We start from the raw sequence: 14844 nt of genomic DNA, 5'->3' as shown, positions 1-14844 counted from the left end.
GAGCGTGACGACGATCGTGGCCTTCCACGCCCACCCCGACGACGAAGCCCTGCTGACCGGCGGCACCCTCGCCCGCGCCGCCGCGGACGGCCACCGGGTGGTCCTCGTGGTCGCCACCATCGACATGCGGGGCACCGACGCGGCCCGCCGGGCCGAGCTCGAAGCGAGCGCGAAGGTGCTGGGCGTCGAGCGGGTGATCCATCTCGGCTACGCGGGCAGTGGCCACGGCGCGATCCTCTACCCGGATCCGCCGGGCTGGGTCCGGTTCGTCCGCGCGAGCACCGAGGAAGCGGCGGCGCGGCTCGTGGCGATCCTGCGCGAGGAGAAGGCGTCCGTTCTGCTGAGCTACGACCGCAACGGCGGCTACGGCCACCGCGACCACGTCAAGGTGCACGAGGTCGGCAAACGCGCGGCGGAACTCGCCGGCGACGTCCGGCTGCTGGAGGCGACGATCCCCCGCGACGTCGTCGCACGCCTGGTGAGGATCGTGCGCCTGGCGCGGATCCCATTCCGCTACGACGCCGACGCGCTTCTCCGCGCGTACAGCGCCCGCTCGGAGATCACGCACACCTTCGACGTCCGGCGTTTCGCGCGCCAGAAGCAGGCCGCGATCGCCGCCCATTCCTCTCAGGTGAAAGGAAACGGCAGGCTGGCGCCGCTGATGCGGGTCGTGACCCGGCTCCCGGCGCCGCTCTTCGGCCTCGTGTTCAACCGCGAGTGGTACGTCGACGCGACACCGCGCGGCTCACGATCCTGACCGGCGGGCCCGATACGCGGCCGCCTTCACCCGGTTCTGGCAGGCGAGCCCGCAGAACCGCTTGATCTGCGCCTGGCTCGCGTCGATGTACACCTGATCGCAGCGCGGCGCCGCGCACAACCCGACGCGATGCGGGATGTGCTCGCCGAACGCCGCGGCCACCGACACCGCGAGCCCGGCCGCCCACTGCTGGACGAGGTCGGCTTCGGGACCGTGGAAATGCAGATGCCAGGACTGTTCGCCGTGGCGTTGCAGGGATGGACGGGCCTTGCTGTCGACGAGCATCCGGTTGAGCAGGCCTGCCGCCTGGTCGTGCTCCCGCCGGGACAGCGACTCGATGATCTCCCGCAGCCGCGCCGCGAGATTTCGCAACCGCTCCGCGGTGAGCAGGTCGATCTGCCCGTTGCCGAGCGTCTCGGTGGCGACGCGGACGAGATCATGGCCGCCGAGCGCGGGTTTCGGCCTGCCGTGGACGTGCTCCCCGGTCAACGCGTTGATCAGCGCGACCCCGGTTTCCAGCCGCATCGCGTGATGCCCGTCGGGCTCGTCCACCATTCGACCCCTCCCCCGCGCGTCACTGGTTCGCAGGACGCCCGCGGTGACGCTACCAAAGGCGAGCGGCCCCGCAAGGGCGATGAAGTCGTTCGGAGCAACGGAACACTACGGACGGCGCAGCGCCGGTCCACTATGGACAGACCCGCGTCTCGGCCAGTCCGTGAAGGCCCCCATCCTTGCGCCTGGGTACAGGAAGGGGGCCTTCATGTACGGCCACTCACCACCGAGGCGGACCGGCGTCCACGATCTTCTGCGAAAGCTCCAGCGGGTCGAGATGCATCAGCGACTCCATCCACCAGGTCATCCCGGCCTGCCCCAGCGCGGGCAGATCGACCTTGATCGGCTCCTCCCACGCCGGGCTCGCGTTGCCTGCCACGGCGACGTCGAAGGGACGGCCCGGTTCCAGCCCGGCGAGCCCGAGCGCGCGGTGGGTCTCGGCGATCTCTTCGGCGGTCGGCGTGTGGTCCTCCGGGTTCGGGAAGATCCCGTCGCACAGCGCCGCCCGCCGGACGACACGCGGGTTGTCCGTGGAGCTCGCCACCCAGATGGGGATCGGGAACGGCTCGGGCGGCGCCTCGGCGAGCGCGACCTGGTAGTGCGCGCCGTCGTGGTCGAACCGCTTGCCGGACCAGATCGCGCGGATGACGTCGAGGCCTTCGTCGAACATCGCCGACCGGGTCAGCAGATCGGTCTGTTCACCGAATCGGCTGAAGTCACCGGATTCGTCCGAACCCAGCCCGGTGCCGAGGATCAGCCGGCCACCGGAAAGGCGGCTGACGGTCGACGCGTGCCGCGCGACCACCCACGGGCGCCGCCGGGCGGGCGGCGTGATCATCGGGCCGAACAACAGCCTGCTGGTCGCGTGCGCGATGGCGCCGAGCGTCGTCCAGGGATCCGCGATGGGCATGGTGTCCGCGACCACGTGGTCCCACAGGAAGAACCCGTCCCAGCCCGCCGCCTCGGCACGCACGGCGAGGTCGACGAGCACTCCCGGCTCACCGAACGGGCCGAAAGGCGGCAGATAGACGGCATGGCGGACCGTGCTGCCGGTCAAGTCGATCATCTCCCCAACGTCATCGTCGAAGTCCCCGGACGGCCGCTTGTTTACACCGTTCACCCACGTTAACGTCCGGAAGATGGCGGACGACGGTGAACGATCGACGAAGTGGCCGGAGCATCGGAGAAGGTTACGCCGGGTGTTGTCGTCGGTGGTCGCCGTCTCACTATGCGCGACACTTTCTGCCGTGAACGCGTCCGCATCGCAGGATGACGACTGGTCCCGGGACTTCTACTGGGGTGTCGCGTCGTCGGGTTACCAATCCGAGGGCCACGCCCCGGACAGCAACTGGAAGCGGTTCGTGGACCGCTCCGCCGGCAAGGACGGCGTCGACGAGTACCGCGACTCCGTGGACTTCCGGCACCGCTATGCCGACGACATCCGCCTCGCCGCCGGTCTCGGCGTCAACACCTACCGCTTCGGTGTCGAGTGGGCTCGCGTCGAACCCTCACCCGGCCGATGGGACGAGACCGAACTGGCCTTCTACGACGATGTGTTCCGGCAGGTCCGCGCCGCGGGCATGACGCCGATGATCACGCTCAACCATTGGGTCTACCCGGGCTGGGCGCTCGACCAGGGCGGGTGGGCCGAGACGCGGACGGCCGACGCGTGGCTGGAGTTCAGCCGGAAGATCGTCCAGCGCTACGCCGGGCAGGACGTCCTCTGGGTGACGTTCAACGAGCCGCTCATCTTCCTCCGGAACGAGCAGAAGGTCGGCGCCCTGGACGCCACGCGGTACTTCGCGGCGCAGTCCAACGTCGTCCAGGCGCACCGCCGGGCCTACGACCTCATCCACGAACTCGACCCGACCTCGAAGGTCACCAGCAACCAGGCCTACATCACCGGGGTCAACGGGATGGCCGACTGGTTCTTCCTCGACCAGGTCAAGGACAAGCTCGACTTCATCGGCATCGACTACTACTACGGCCTCAGCATCGACAACTGGACGGTGTTCGCCGCCGCCAGTGACAAGTTCTGGGACGTGAAGCTCCAGCCCGAAGGCATCTACTACGCGCTGCGCAGCTACCACAATCGCTTCCCGCGCATGCCGCTCTACATCGTCGAGAACGGCATGGCGACCGACAACGGAAAGCTCCGCGACGCGGACTACACGCGCGGCGATCACGTACGCGACACCGTGTACTGGCTCCAGCGGGCGAAGGCCGACGGGATGAACCTCATCGGCTACAACTACTGGAGCCTCACCGACAACTACGAATGGGGCAGCTACCGCGCCCGGTTCGGACTGTACACAGTGGACGCCCTCGCCGATCCCGCGCTGACCCGGCGCCCCACGGACGCCGTTCCCGCGTACCAGGATCTGGTGACCGCGGGCGGCGTACCGCAGGGCTTCCGGCTCAAGCGCGGGCCCGGACTCTGCTCGCTCGTGGACGGGCTGAACAGTTGCCTCAACCCGGCCAAGGTGGACGGACCGCTCACGCCGCTGAAGTGACCAGTTCCAGCCGCCTGCCCTCGAACGTCCGCCGCATCCGCCGGTCGTGGGTGACGACCACGAGCGCGCCGGAGTAGGCGGCGAGCGCCTGCTCCATCTCCTCCACGAGATCCGGGGAGAGATGGTTGGTCGGCTCGTCGAGCAGCAGCAGGTCGGTCCTGGCCGTCACCAATCCGGCCAGTTCCAGCCTGCGCCGCTGCCCGATGGACAGCTCCCGCACCGGTTTGCGCAGATCCGGAGCCCGGAACAGCCCCAGCGACAGCAACCGCTCGGCCGCCTCGCCCTCGTCGCCGTTTCCGGCGAAGACCGTCAGGACGGTCCGCGCGTCGGCGGCCAGCCCGCCGTTCTGGTGCAGGAACCCGACCCGGCCCGCCCGCTCCGCCGATCCCGTCGACGGCGCGAGCTCACCGGCTAGCACCCGCATCAAGGTCGTCTTGCCCGCCCCGTTGGGACCGGTCACGAGGATCCGTTCGCCGGGCAGCACGCTGAGCGACGTCCGCGGCAGACGGCCGTCGACCGACACGTCGTCCGCCTTCACCACGTACTGACCGGCCTCCGACTCCCCCGCGGCGATCCGCGCGGTGAACCGGAGCGGCTCCGGCGGACGCGGGACCGGGTTCGTCTCCAGCCGCTGGATCCGCTCGCGGGCCGACCGGATCCGGCTCATCGCCCCGTGCGCCCGGGAGCGGGCCCGGAACGCGCCCGCCCCGCTGAAGGCGGCCGGGGCCTTGCGCGGGATCGCCGAGAACCGGTCGATGTTGACGTCCGCCATCCGTTCGTAGCGGGACTTCTCCAGCCGCCACTCCTCGTATTCGCGGACCCATCGGGCCCGAGCGGCCTCCTTCGCCGCGAGGTAACCCGAGTACCCGTCGCCGTGCCGCTGCACGGAACGACGGTCGGCGTCGACCTCGAGGATCGTCGTGGTGACCCGGCTGAGGAACGTCCGGTCGTGCGTGATCGCGACGATCCGGCCGCGATGCCCGCGGAGATAATTCTCCAGCCAGGCGACGGCGTCGTCGTCGAGATCGTTGGTCGGCTCGTCCAGCAACAGCAGTTCGGGCGACGCGGCCAGGGTGGCCGCGAGCGCCAGCCGGGAGCGCTGGCCGCCGGACAGGCTCCCCAGCGTGCGGCCGCGATCGAGGCCGGGCTGTCCGAGCCCGTGCAGGGCGACCTCCACCCTGGCGTCGGCCTCGTAACCGCCGCGGGCTTCGTACGCGGTCATGAGGTCGCCGTACGCGGCCAGGTCTTCGGCGGTTTCGAGCGACTTTTCCGCCGTACGCAGCCGGGATTCGAGCTCCCGGATGTCGGCCAGCGCGAGGTCGATCGCGTCGCCGACCGTGGCGGTGCCGGGCAGGTCCAGCGTCTGCGGGAGATAGCCGACGCCTCCGGGCGCGGTGACGGTCACGGTGCCGTTGTCCGCCCGGTCGCGGCCGGCGATCAGCCTGAGCAGGGTGGACTTGCCCGAGCCGTTGTCGCCGATGACGCCCGCCTTCTCCCCCGGTTTGACGGTGAAGGAGATCTGGTCGAGCACGACGTGGTCGTCGAAGCGTTTGGTGACACCGGAGAGCACGAGTTGTGTTCCGGGATTTCGATGCGGGGTACGCACAGGGGCGTCCTCCTGATTCTCGCGGGGAAGAAGTGCAGACGAGGAAGGACGCGACCCGGCGGAGCGAAGGCTCTACGCCAGGGCCGCGTCGAAGGCGAGAATCACAGAGTGAAGAAAATCCCCATGCCGAAGACGATAGCGGGAGAACCCGGACGGGCAAAACGAATAAAAGGTTGTGTACGGGTTCACAGAGTGGTCTGTGTCCCCATACCGCGACAGCGGCGCCCCGGTGAACGAGAATCGACGATGGAGGTATTTCGCGGTCTGAGGGAATGGGGTTCCTCGTGCACGGGTCCAGTGGTCCGATCGCCCGCTTCCGGCGACGGCTCTTCCCTGGTCACAATTCGCTGGCTCGTGGCTCCGACCGGTTCGAAGCCCTTCTTCTCAAGCTCGTGATCCTCGCGGCGCTGCTCGCCATCCCGGTCGCGGCCGCCGTCGGCTCGGCCAACCACGGCAGGCAGGTCGCCGCGGCCGCCGCCGACTCGACCGGACGCACACCCGCCACCGCGTACCTGCTGGAGGCGGCGCCCGTACGCATCGTCGACAGCGAGAGCGTCGGAACCGACACCTCCTCCACCGAGGCGACCTGGACCGACTCGCGCGGCGCCCGGCACACCGGTGGCGTCCTCGCGGCGCCGGGCAGCCCCGCCGGATCGGCCATGCCGATCTGGATCGACGCCCGCGGTGAACTCACCACCGCCCCGAGGAATGCGTCGACGGCCGTGTTCGATTCCGTGCTCGTCGGCCTGTGGCTCTGGTTCGCGGTGGTCGCCGGGCTGGTCCTGGTGCAGCGGGTCGTCCGGCTGGTGCTCGACCGGCAGCGGGCCGCGGCCTGGGAGCGCGCTTGGGCGGTCTACCCGCGTTCCGGTTCCTGGCCCTGATCCCGGCGGCGGGGGCAAAGAGCCTCGGCTAGGGTGCCCCGCATGCGCATCATGATCTCGGCGGACATGGAGGGCGCCACCGGCGTCACCTGGACCGACGACGTCATCCCCGGCACCGAGCAGTGGCAACGATTCCGCCGCCTGTTCACCGGCGACGTCAACGCCACCATCGCGGGCCTGTTCGACTCCGGCGCCACCGACGTGCTGGTCAACGAGGCGCATTCCTCGCAACGGAACCTGCTGCTCGAAGACCTCGACGGCCGGGCGCGCATGCTCACCGGCAGGCACAAGCCGCTCTCGATGATGCAGGGGATCGACAGCGGCGTGGACGGCGTCGTCTTCCTCGGTTACCACGCCGGCGCGGGTTTCGACGGCGTCCTGTCCCACACGTACCTGGAGAACCAGATCACCGGCGTGTGGCTCGACGACGTCCCCGCCAGCGAAGGCAGGCTCAACGCGGCGATGGCCGCCGAGTACGGCGTCCCGGTGCTGGTCGTCTCCGGTGACGACAAGGCCTGCGACGACGCGCAGGACTACGCGCCCGAAGCCGAACTGGTCACGGTGAAGGAGTGCGTCAGCCGCTACGCCGCGATCTGCCTGCCGCCCGCCAGGACGGCCGAACTGCTGTCGTCGGCGGCGGCGGACTCGATGAACCGGGCGGGCCGGGTCGAGCGGTACACCACTCCGCACCGGATCGAGGTCGAATTCGACGCGAGCCATCTCGCGCAGGCGGCGGCGGTGATCCCGACGGTGGAACAGATCGGCGTGCGGCGGGTCGGCTTCGACGCGCCGGACATGACCGAAGCGATGAAGGCGTTCAAGATCGTCACGGCGATCGCGGCCGGGGCGGTGCAGGGTATCTATGGCTGAGTTGGATGTAGTCGAGGTCTGTTCGCGGTTGATCCGGTTCGACACCACGAACCGGGGCAACGGAGACTCCGAGGGCGAGCGCGAGGCCGCCGAGTACGTGGCATCGCTGCTGTCGGGTCTCGGGATCGACTCGAAGATCATCGAGTCCGCGCCCCGCCGCGCGAACGTTATCGCCCGGGTCCCTGGCACCGATCCGAGCTTGCCCGCTCTGCTCGTGCAGGGGCATCTCGACGTCGTCCCGGCGGACGCCGCCGACTGGTCGGTGGACCCGTTCTCCGGCGAGATCCGCGACGGGTTCCTCTGGGGCCGCGGTGCCGTCGACATGAAGGACTTCTGCGCGATGGTGCTCGCCGCCCTCGCCACCGGAGTCCGGCCGCGGCGGGACATCGTCCTGGCGTTCGTGGCCGACGAGGAGGACAAGGGCGAGTACGGCGCGCACTGGCTCGCCGCGGCGCACCGGGACCTGTTCGACGGCTGCGCGGCCGCGATCAGCGAATCGGGCGCGTACACCTACCACGTCCCCGCCGCCGACGGCCGGATCGTGCGCCTCTATCCGGTCGCGACGGCCGAGCGCGGCACCGCGCACCTGCGCCTGACCGCCAAGGGCCGCGCGGGACACGGCTCGCGGCCCAACGACGAGAACGCGGTCACCCGGCTGGTCACCGCGCTCGGCAAGATCGCCGCGCACCGCTGGCCGGTCCAGCTGACCCCGACCGTCCAGGCCTTCCTCGAACGCACCGGGGAAGCGCTCGGCGTCCCGGTCGATCTGTCCGATGTGGACGGAACGATCGCGCGGCTCGGGCCCGCCGGGGCACTCGTGGTGCCGACGGTCCGCAACAGCACGACGCCGACCATGCTCGACGCCGGCTACAAGGTGAACGTGATCCCGACTTCGGCCGAGGCACAGGTGGACGTCCGCGTCCTTCCCGGCGCCGAACCGGAGCTGCTCGCCGAGATCGACGCGATGCTGGGCGAAGGCGTCACCCGCGAGTTCGTCGCGCACCAGCCGCCGGTCCAGGCGCCGGTCGATTCGCCGTGGTTCGACGCGATGGCCGACGCTCTGCGTTCGGAGGACCCCGAAGCCGTCGTCGTCCCGTACTGCATGGGCGGCGGAACGGACGCGAAGGCGTTCAGTCCCCTCGGGATCGACTGCTACGGCTTCGCGCCTCTGCTGCTGCCGGAAGGCTTCCCGTACCGGGCGATGGCGCATGGCGTGGACGAGCGGGTCCCGGTGGAGGGACTGCGGTTCGGCACGCGGGTGCTGCGGCACTTCCTGGAGAACTGCTGAGCCGCAGCTCGGTACCTGGCCGACTTGGTCGCCAGGCCGTGAAGGCCTCCTTGAGGGACTCTGGGTCTCTCAAGGAGGCCTTCACGGACTAGCGCTCACCACACGCGCCCCACCCGCACCAGCAGTCACAGCGGCCGCGCGTGAAGGCCCCCTTCCCTCGGCTGAGCCGAGGGAAGGGGGCCTTCACGCGCGGCCCGACCCACAGAGCCTTTCATCCGAATTTCATGAACGCCGCTTAGCGTCGCCACCGTGAGACCTTCGACTTCGCGCGCCCGCGCGTGCGTGCTTCTGATCGGCGTCGGCATCGCGCTCTCCGCGTGCCGCGGCGGCTTCCCGCTCTCCCGTTCCGACCTCCCACCCGAAACGTCTCCCCCGCCAGAGCCGCACACCGTGACCGTGACGACGTCGGCACCGACAACGTCGTCCACGTCCTCCGCTCCGGGCCTCGAACCCGCCGCGATCGACCGCGTCTTCCAGGTGTACATGAACGGGCTGGCCAATCACGACATGACCGCCCTGCGCAGCGGAACCTGCCCGCGCCTGCGATCGACGCTGCTCGGCTTCGAACTCCACGGGCATTACGTCGAGCGCTGGGAGATGCTGCCGTACTCCGTCCCGTCGGGACAGGAGTTCGTGACGGTCCAGGCCAAGGTCACCCAGCGGAACGCGCGCACCGGCAGACTCGCGGGTGACGTCGTCTATTCCTGGTACGTCGAGCGGAACGAGGACACGAACTACTACGTTTGCGGGTGGCTCGACTACGAATGACCACAGGAGGCCGCCGATGAAAACGGTCGCGCGACTCGTCAGGGACGAGCGGGCGGACTTCGCCGCCTTCCTCCGAACGCTGTCCCCTCGCCACTGGGACGCGCCGACCCTGTGTTCGGAGTGGACGGTTCGCGAGGTGGTCGCCCACGTCGTCGACTACGACGCCCAGCGTTTCCGCGATCTCGCCGGCCAGGCCGTCCGCGGCGGGCTGCGGCTGAACCGGATGAACGCGCTCGGCGTCGCGCGAAAGCCGGACAGGACACCGGAGGAGCTCATCGCGAGGATCGAGCGACACCTCGAACCGCGCGGCCTGACGTCGGCGTTCGGCGGACGGGTGGCGCTGCTCGACGGGCTGCTCCATCACCAGGACATCCGGCGGCCGCTGGGGTTTCCGCGGGAGGTACCGCCGGAAAGGCTGCGTCACGCGCTGGCTTTCGCCCGCTACGCGCCGCCGGTCAAGGCGGGCAAGCGCGCACGCGGACTCCGGCTCGTCGCCACGGACCTGGACTGGTCGGCCGGATCCGGGCCGGAGGTGCGCGGCCCCGGCGAGGCGGTCCTGCTGTCGATCGCCGGCCGGGACGTGGCACTGGACGAACTTTCCGGTCCCGGCGCGGCGATCCTCGCGTCCAGAATGGACGGTTGAGGCGCGGTCAGCCGACGGCCGCGACGGGAACCGCCGTGGTGGCCATCCGGCGCCGGACCGCGTTGCCGAGCAGCAGCTGGCCGACGGCCGCGGCCAAGCACAAGCCCAGGCAGACGGTCCACAACACGGGCGCGCCCAGTACCAGCAGCTGGGTGCCGCCGAGCGGGGCGACGAACGCGGCGAGGCCCGCCGCCGTGCCGTACGCGCCGTTGTATCGGCCACGCAGATGCGGAGGGGCGAGCTCGGCCACGATGGCCACACCCACCGACTGGATGACGATCTCGCCGAGGGTCCAGAACACCGCGCACGCCGCGTACGCCGGTGTCGTCGACGCGAAGGCGGTGGCCCCGAAACCCAGGCCCGTCAACAGGATCCCGAACGTGAGCACCCGCGACGGATCCCACCGGCCCAGCCGATGCCCCACCAGCGGCTGCACGACCACGATGACGATCCCGTTCACCGCCATCACCAGCCCGTACCCCGCCGGGGAAAGACCGTCCTCGCGCATCGCCAGCGGCAACGTGGCCAGGCTCTGCAGGAACACGAACGCGACCACCAGCGAGACCAGCATCAGCCCGGCCATGACCCGGTCGCGCAGCACGACGGTGAAGCCGCCGCGCTCCCTGGGTCCGCCGCCACCGCGGGTCTCCGGCACCGCCCGCCAGACCAGCAGCCCGAACAGCACGCACGTCGCCGCGTCGACCCAGAACAGCGTCGTGAATCCCGCGCGGGCCAACGTGCCGCCCAGCACCATCGCGATCGAGAAGCCGAGGTTGATCGCCCACAGGAGCAGCCCGAAAGCCCGGGTGCGGTCGGCGCCGGGTACCAGATCCGCCACGATCGACTGGGTGGCCGGACGGAACACGTCGAGCGCCAGCCCGAGCAGCAGCGCGGCCACCGCGATCAGTTCGAGCCGTTCGACGTACCCCAGCACCAGCATGATCGCGCCGGTGGCGAGCATGCCGCCGGTCAGCGTCGCCCGCCTGCCGATGCGGTCGGCCAGCATGCCGCCGATCAGCTGCGAGAACACCTGGCCGATGCCGAGCAGCGCCAGCACGGTTCCCGCCGTGGCCACCGAAAGGCCGCGTTCACTGGTCAGGTACAGCGCCAGGAACGGCAGGACCATCGTGCCGAGCCGGTTGACGAGCGTGCCCGTCCACAGCACCCAGAACGATTTCGGCAGCCCGCCGAGCCGGGTCCGCAGGAACCCCGGCGTCGTCATGGTTCGAGCTCGTAGCAGCCCACGCCGTCGAGATACCGCAGCGTGCCGAGATCGCGCTGGACGTACTCCTCGATCTCGTGCATGAACGTGACCACCACCGGGAACGTCGTGTCGTCGACGGTGCGGCGCAACGGTTTCCCCGGCCGGGTCAGCACGAACATCTCGTGGAAACTCTCCAGCCGCTCGATGTCGTCGAGCACCGTGTACCGGCGGAGCGTGCCTTCGACCGGCGAGAGCAGCGCGGACCAGGCGTAATGCCGCCGGATCCGGTAGTCCTCGCCCCACCGTTCGCGGAACCGCTCCGGCCGCAGCACCGCGTCCGCCATCCAGTCCAGCTGCGACTCGCCGATCGCGAGCCGCGCCAGATGCGGCAGGTCGCCGCCCGAGAGGCGGGCCCCCACCTCGATCAGGCGCGGGCCCTGTGGGGTCCGCTTGACCTCGACGTGCGCGGCGCCGTGCCGGATACCGAGCGCGTCGAGCACCGCGAACGCGTAGTTCACCAGTTCGTCGTGGCCCGGCCCGCGCCTCGGCACGATCTGGCAGGCACCGAGCAGGTCGGAGACGCCGTTGATGGCGAAACGCGAGGTCTTCCAGATGTCGCACACCTGGTGCAGGCCGTCCATGCTGACCGTGTTGATCATGTACTCGGTGCCCGCGAGGTATTCCTGCGCGATGACGAGGTCGTTGTCCTCGGAGAACACGTTCTGGCGGCCGGTGATCGTGCGCAGCGCCTCGACGGAGCGCTCCGGAGTGTCGCAAAAGGACACACCGTCGCCGCCGGCGCTGCGGTTCGGTTTGACGACGATCCGCCCGCCCACCTTCCGGTGCCATGCGGCGAGTTCGGCCTCGTCGGAGGTCGAGAGCTGCCGCGCGACGGGTAGGTCCGCCGCGGCGACGGCCTCGCCCATGGCGGCCTTGTCGCGCCTGGCGAGGGAAAGCGCGGTTCCGTTCGACGGCACTCCCAGCGCCTCGCTGAGCTCGTCGGTGAACGCGACGGCGTACTCGCCGCCTGCCACGACCGCGACCGGCCGGTGCGCCGCCAGCGCGTCCACGGTCTTCGCGAGGTCGCCGTCGTGGACGATGTTCTCGCGATAGTTGCTCATGGTGGGTGCGGAATTGCGGTACTGCCCGGGTGCGTCGGGCGCGCTCTGCACGCGCACGCACTCCGCGCCCAGCGCCAAGAACGTCGGCGCGATGTGCCGGGCGGTCTGCGGCAACCCGTGGTCGGCCGTTTCGTAGGTGTCCACGAGCACGACACAGGGCTTCGTCGACAAGAGGTTCACCTCTCAACCGGTGGATCGGAACACCGACGGTCCCAGCATCGCGATCACCGGGCATCTCCACGCTTGCGCTCCCGTGCCGGGCTTCTTCCGGCGGGCGATTCAGCGCACGAATGGAGAGGAAATGACCTTTTCGAAGATGCGACGGTTTTCGGCACCCGCCCCCAGTGCCCCAGAACCGAAGTGAGGTCACATGACGTCGACGTCCACCTTGGAACCTTGGGAGAGAAACGCGGTAAAGCACTCCGACGAGCGGCTGAACGGAGCCCGCGATCCACAGTGGTGGTACACCGGGGTCCGTCCCGAACCCGGCCGCTGCCCTGGCGTGGCCGAATCCGGCGAGATCAGAGCGCTGCCGCTGCCCGACCTCTCCGTCTGCAGCCGCGAAGAGGTGCTGGACTACTTCGACAACGCGTGGACGCTGCACGAGGTCCTCTTCGCCGGGTTGAAGGGCGCGGAAGCGTTCTACCGCCCGCCGGACCACAACCTGCGGCACCCGATGATCTTCTATTACGGGCATACGACCGCGCTGTACGTCAACAAGCTGCGGGTCTCCGGACTGCTGGACGCGCCGATCGACGCCTATCTCGAGCACGTCCTGGAAATGGGCGTCGACGAGAACTCGTGGGACGACATGTCGAAGAACGACATGGTGTGGCCGTCGGTTTCGGAAGTGAAGGACTACCGCGCCGAGGTGTACCGGACGGTCGTCGGCATCATCGAGAGCACCCCGTTCGCCCCGGATCTCGGGCGTCCGGTGACGATGGACGACCAGGCCTGGGCCCTGCTGCTGGCGATCGAGCACGACCGCATCCATCTGGAGACCAGTTCGGTGCTGGTCCGCGAGATGCGGTCGAGCCTGGTGGAACGTCCCGCCGAGTGGCCCGCGCCGTCGCCGCTGCGCCGCACCACCGAGACCGGTAAGCCCGAACCTGGTTCCGTGCCCGCCAACGGCACCGTCACCGTGCCCGGCCGCACGGCCCGGCTGGGCAAACCGCAGTCCTTCCCGTCCTACGGCTGGGACAGTGCCTACGGTTCACGCCGTCAAGAGCTGCCGGACTTCGAGGCGGCCCGCTGTCTGGTGAGCAACGGCGAGTTCCACGGTTTCGTCGCCGACGGCGGCTACCGGCGGCCGGAGTTGTGGTCGGCGGAAGGCGAGGCGTGGCGTCGTTTCCGCAACACCAAGTGGCCGCGGTTCTGGGTTCCCACCGGACCGACCGGGCTGCACGCGTTCCGGTTGCGGACGCTGTTCGACGAGATCGACATGCCGTGGGATTGGCCGGTGGTGGTGAACTACCACGAGGCCAAGGCCTTCGCCGCCTGGCGGTCCGAAAAGGACGGACGGGAATACCGGCTGCCGACCGAAGCGGAGTACTTCCTGCTGCGCGACCTTCCGGAACGTCCTGGCGTCGCGGACGACGTCGTCATGCGGCTCGACGGCGCACAGCTGCGGGAGACCGGCATCAACCTGGGCCTGGCCTGGGGTTCGGAAGGCCCCGTCGACCACTCGCCGACGACGTCGCAGGGCCTGCACGACGCCGGCGGCAACCTGTGGGCGTGGAGCGAGGACACCTTCAACCCGCTCGAAGGTTTCACCCCGCATCCTTACTACGAGGACTTCTCGGTACCCAGTTACGGCGGTCAGCATCAGCTGATTCTGGGCGGCGCCTACATCAGCACCGGCGAGCTGGGCAGTATCTGGGCGCGGCACTTCTACCGGCCGCATTTCCTGCAGCAGGCGGGAATCCGGCTGGTCGTCGCACCGGAGTCCACTCTGGACGGTGAGGCCCGGACGGAGCTCGACCAGGCCCTGCTCAGCCAGTACGGTACCGCCGAACAGGTCTTCGGCCGGGCCGGTCATCCGCTGGCCGCGACCGTCGGCCATCCGGACCGGCTGGCCAGGACGCTCTTCGAAGCCGCCGACGAAGCCGGGGTCGAACTGCGGCGGGTCGCCGATCTCGCCACCGCGGCGGGCGGGTTGGCGTTCTCGCTGGCCGGGCGGCCGATCGACGTCGTCGGCCTCGACGACCGGCCGACGTTCGTCGCGACGGCGAAACGGCTGGCCGAGGGCTGGGACGTCGGATACCGGGTGCCGGGGCGCGGGGAGCCGCACGCGCGGCGGCCGTCGATCGCGCCGGACGGCGACGTGTCCTTCACCCTCGCCGAGGCCGGGCGCCCGCCCGCCGCGCTCGGCACGTTCGACGGCGTGGTCGTGGCGGACGCCTTCGACCGGCTCGGCGGCGCGGCGGGCTACCTGCGCCCGCTCGCCGGCTCGGAGACCTTCCTGCGCACCGGAGGGCTGCTGCTCGTGGCGCTCCCCCGGGCGTCGGCCGTCGAGCTCGCGAACGTCCTCGGTGAGGCGTTCGAGCTGCTGTCGGAAAGCACGGAGCCGAGCCTGACCAAGGCCGACGGCCACCGGTACGAGATCACCGACCTGGAGGTCTCCGTCTGGCGCAAACGCTGA

At 69.9% G+C, this 14844-nt stretch carries 13 protein-coding genes; 8 read left to right on the top strand and 5 right to left on the bottom strand.

The genetic code is table 11. The features are described from left to right. The first annotated feature begins 4 nt into the window (after positions 1-4). Positions 5-757: a PIG-L deacetylase family protein gene (locus tag AB8M46_RS19105; RefSeq protein ID WP_394360999.1), complete on the top strand. Its 753-nt coding sequence runs from the start codon at positions 5-7 to the stop codon at positions 755-757. Here AB8M46_RS19105 and AB8M46_RS19100 read toward each other — a convergent pair. Next, positions 746-1312: a CGNR zinc finger domain-containing protein gene (locus AB8M46_RS19100; protein ID WP_394360998.1), complete on the bottom strand. Its 567-nt coding sequence runs from the start codon at positions 1310-1312 to the stop codon at positions 746-748. The two genes, AB8M46_RS19105 and AB8M46_RS19100, sit on opposite strands and share 12 nt — an antisense overlap. A 217-nt stretch (positions 1313-1529) precedes the next feature. Further along, on the bottom strand, positions 1530-2375 hold the full coding sequence (locus tag AB8M46_RS19095; RefSeq protein WP_037337610.1) for an LLM class flavin-dependent oxidoreductase: 846 nt from the start codon (positions 2373-2375) through the stop codon (positions 1530-1532). Positions 2376-2556: 181 nt separating this feature from the next. Here AB8M46_RS19095 and AB8M46_RS19090 point away from each other — a divergent pair, with 181 nt between their 5' ends. Then, entirely contained in the window at positions 2557-3822 is a 1266-nt protein-coding gene (locus AB8M46_RS19090) for a family 1 glycosylhydrolase (RefSeq protein WP_394360997.1), read from the top strand. Here AB8M46_RS19090 and abc-f read toward each other — a convergent pair. After that, positions 3806-5428: a ribosomal protection-like ABC-F family protein gene (abc-f, locus tag AB8M46_RS19085; protein ID WP_394360996.1), complete on the bottom strand. Its 1623-nt coding sequence runs from the start codon at positions 5426-5428 to the stop codon at positions 3806-3808. The two genes, AB8M46_RS19090 and abc-f, sit on opposite strands and share 17 nt — an antisense overlap. A gap of 284 nt (positions 5429-5712) precedes the next feature. Between abc-f and AB8M46_RS19080 the strand changes: the two genes are divergently transcribed. From AB8M46_RS19080 to AB8M46_RS19060, 5 genes are all read left to right on the top strand, one after another. Further along, entirely contained in the window at positions 5713-6309 is a 597-nt protein-coding gene (locus tag AB8M46_RS19080; RefSeq protein ID WP_394360995.1) for a hypothetical protein, read from the top strand. Between the two features lie 42 nt (positions 6310-6351). After that, positions 6352-7179: a M55 family metallopeptidase gene (locus AB8M46_RS19075; protein ID WP_037337603.1), complete on the top strand. Its 828-nt coding sequence runs from the start codon at positions 6352-6354 to the stop codon at positions 7177-7179. Continuing rightward, positions 7172-8467 carry a M20/M25/M40 family metallo-hydrolase gene (locus tag AB8M46_RS19070; RefSeq protein ID WP_125734126.1) on the top strand — a complete coding sequence of 432 codons (1296 nt, stop codon included), beginning with the start codon at positions 7172-7174 and terminating at the stop codon, positions 8465-8467. Before AB8M46_RS19075 ends, AB8M46_RS19070 begins: the two co-directional genes overlap by 8 nt. A gap of 249 nt (positions 8468-8716) precedes the next feature. Continuing rightward, complete coding sequence (locus tag AB8M46_RS19065; protein WP_394360994.1) at positions 8717-9235, top strand: hypothetical protein; 519 nt, start codon at positions 8717-8719, stop codon at positions 9233-9235. Positions 9236-9251: 16 nt separating this feature from the next. After that, the gene (locus AB8M46_RS19060) at positions 9252-9878 is read left to right on the top strand and encodes a maleylpyruvate isomerase family mycothiol-dependent enzyme (protein ID WP_394360993.1); all 627 of its coding nucleotides are present in this window, start codon (positions 9252-9254) and stop codon (positions 9876-9878) included. A 7-nt stretch (positions 9879-9885) separates the two neighbouring features. Here the strand turns inward: AB8M46_RS19060 and AB8M46_RS19055 are convergent, their stop codons facing one another. Both AB8M46_RS19055 and AB8M46_RS19050 read right to left on the bottom strand, forming a co-directional pair. Beyond that, complete coding sequence (locus AB8M46_RS19055) at positions 9886-11100, bottom strand: MDR family MFS transporter (RefSeq protein ID WP_394360992.1); 1215 nt, start codon at positions 11098-11100, stop codon at positions 9886-9888. Further along, on the bottom strand, positions 11097-12383 hold the full coding sequence (locus AB8M46_RS19050; protein WP_394360991.1) for an ATP-grasp domain-containing protein: 1287 nt from the start codon (positions 12381-12383) through the stop codon (positions 11097-11099). The genes AB8M46_RS19055 and AB8M46_RS19050 overlap by 4 nt, the downstream gene beginning before the upstream one ends. Positions 12384-12573: 190 nt before the next feature. Between AB8M46_RS19050 and ovoA the strand changes: the two genes are divergently transcribed. Further along, the gene (gene ovoA, locus AB8M46_RS19045) at positions 12574-14844 is read left to right on the top strand and encodes a 5-histidylcysteine sulfoxide synthase (protein WP_394360990.1); all 2271 of its coding nucleotides are present in this window, start codon (positions 12574-12576) and stop codon (positions 14842-14844) included.

Origin of the sequence: Amycolatopsis sp. SB7-3, from assembly GCF_041021335.1 — a bacterium.
Taxonomy (GTDB): Bacteria; Actinomycetota; Actinomycetes; order Mycobacteriales; family Pseudonocardiaceae; genus Amycolatopsis; species Amycolatopsis japonica.
The sequence above is the reverse complement of the archived record's forward strand: the minus strand, read 5'-3'. Positions and strand labels throughout refer to the sequence as shown.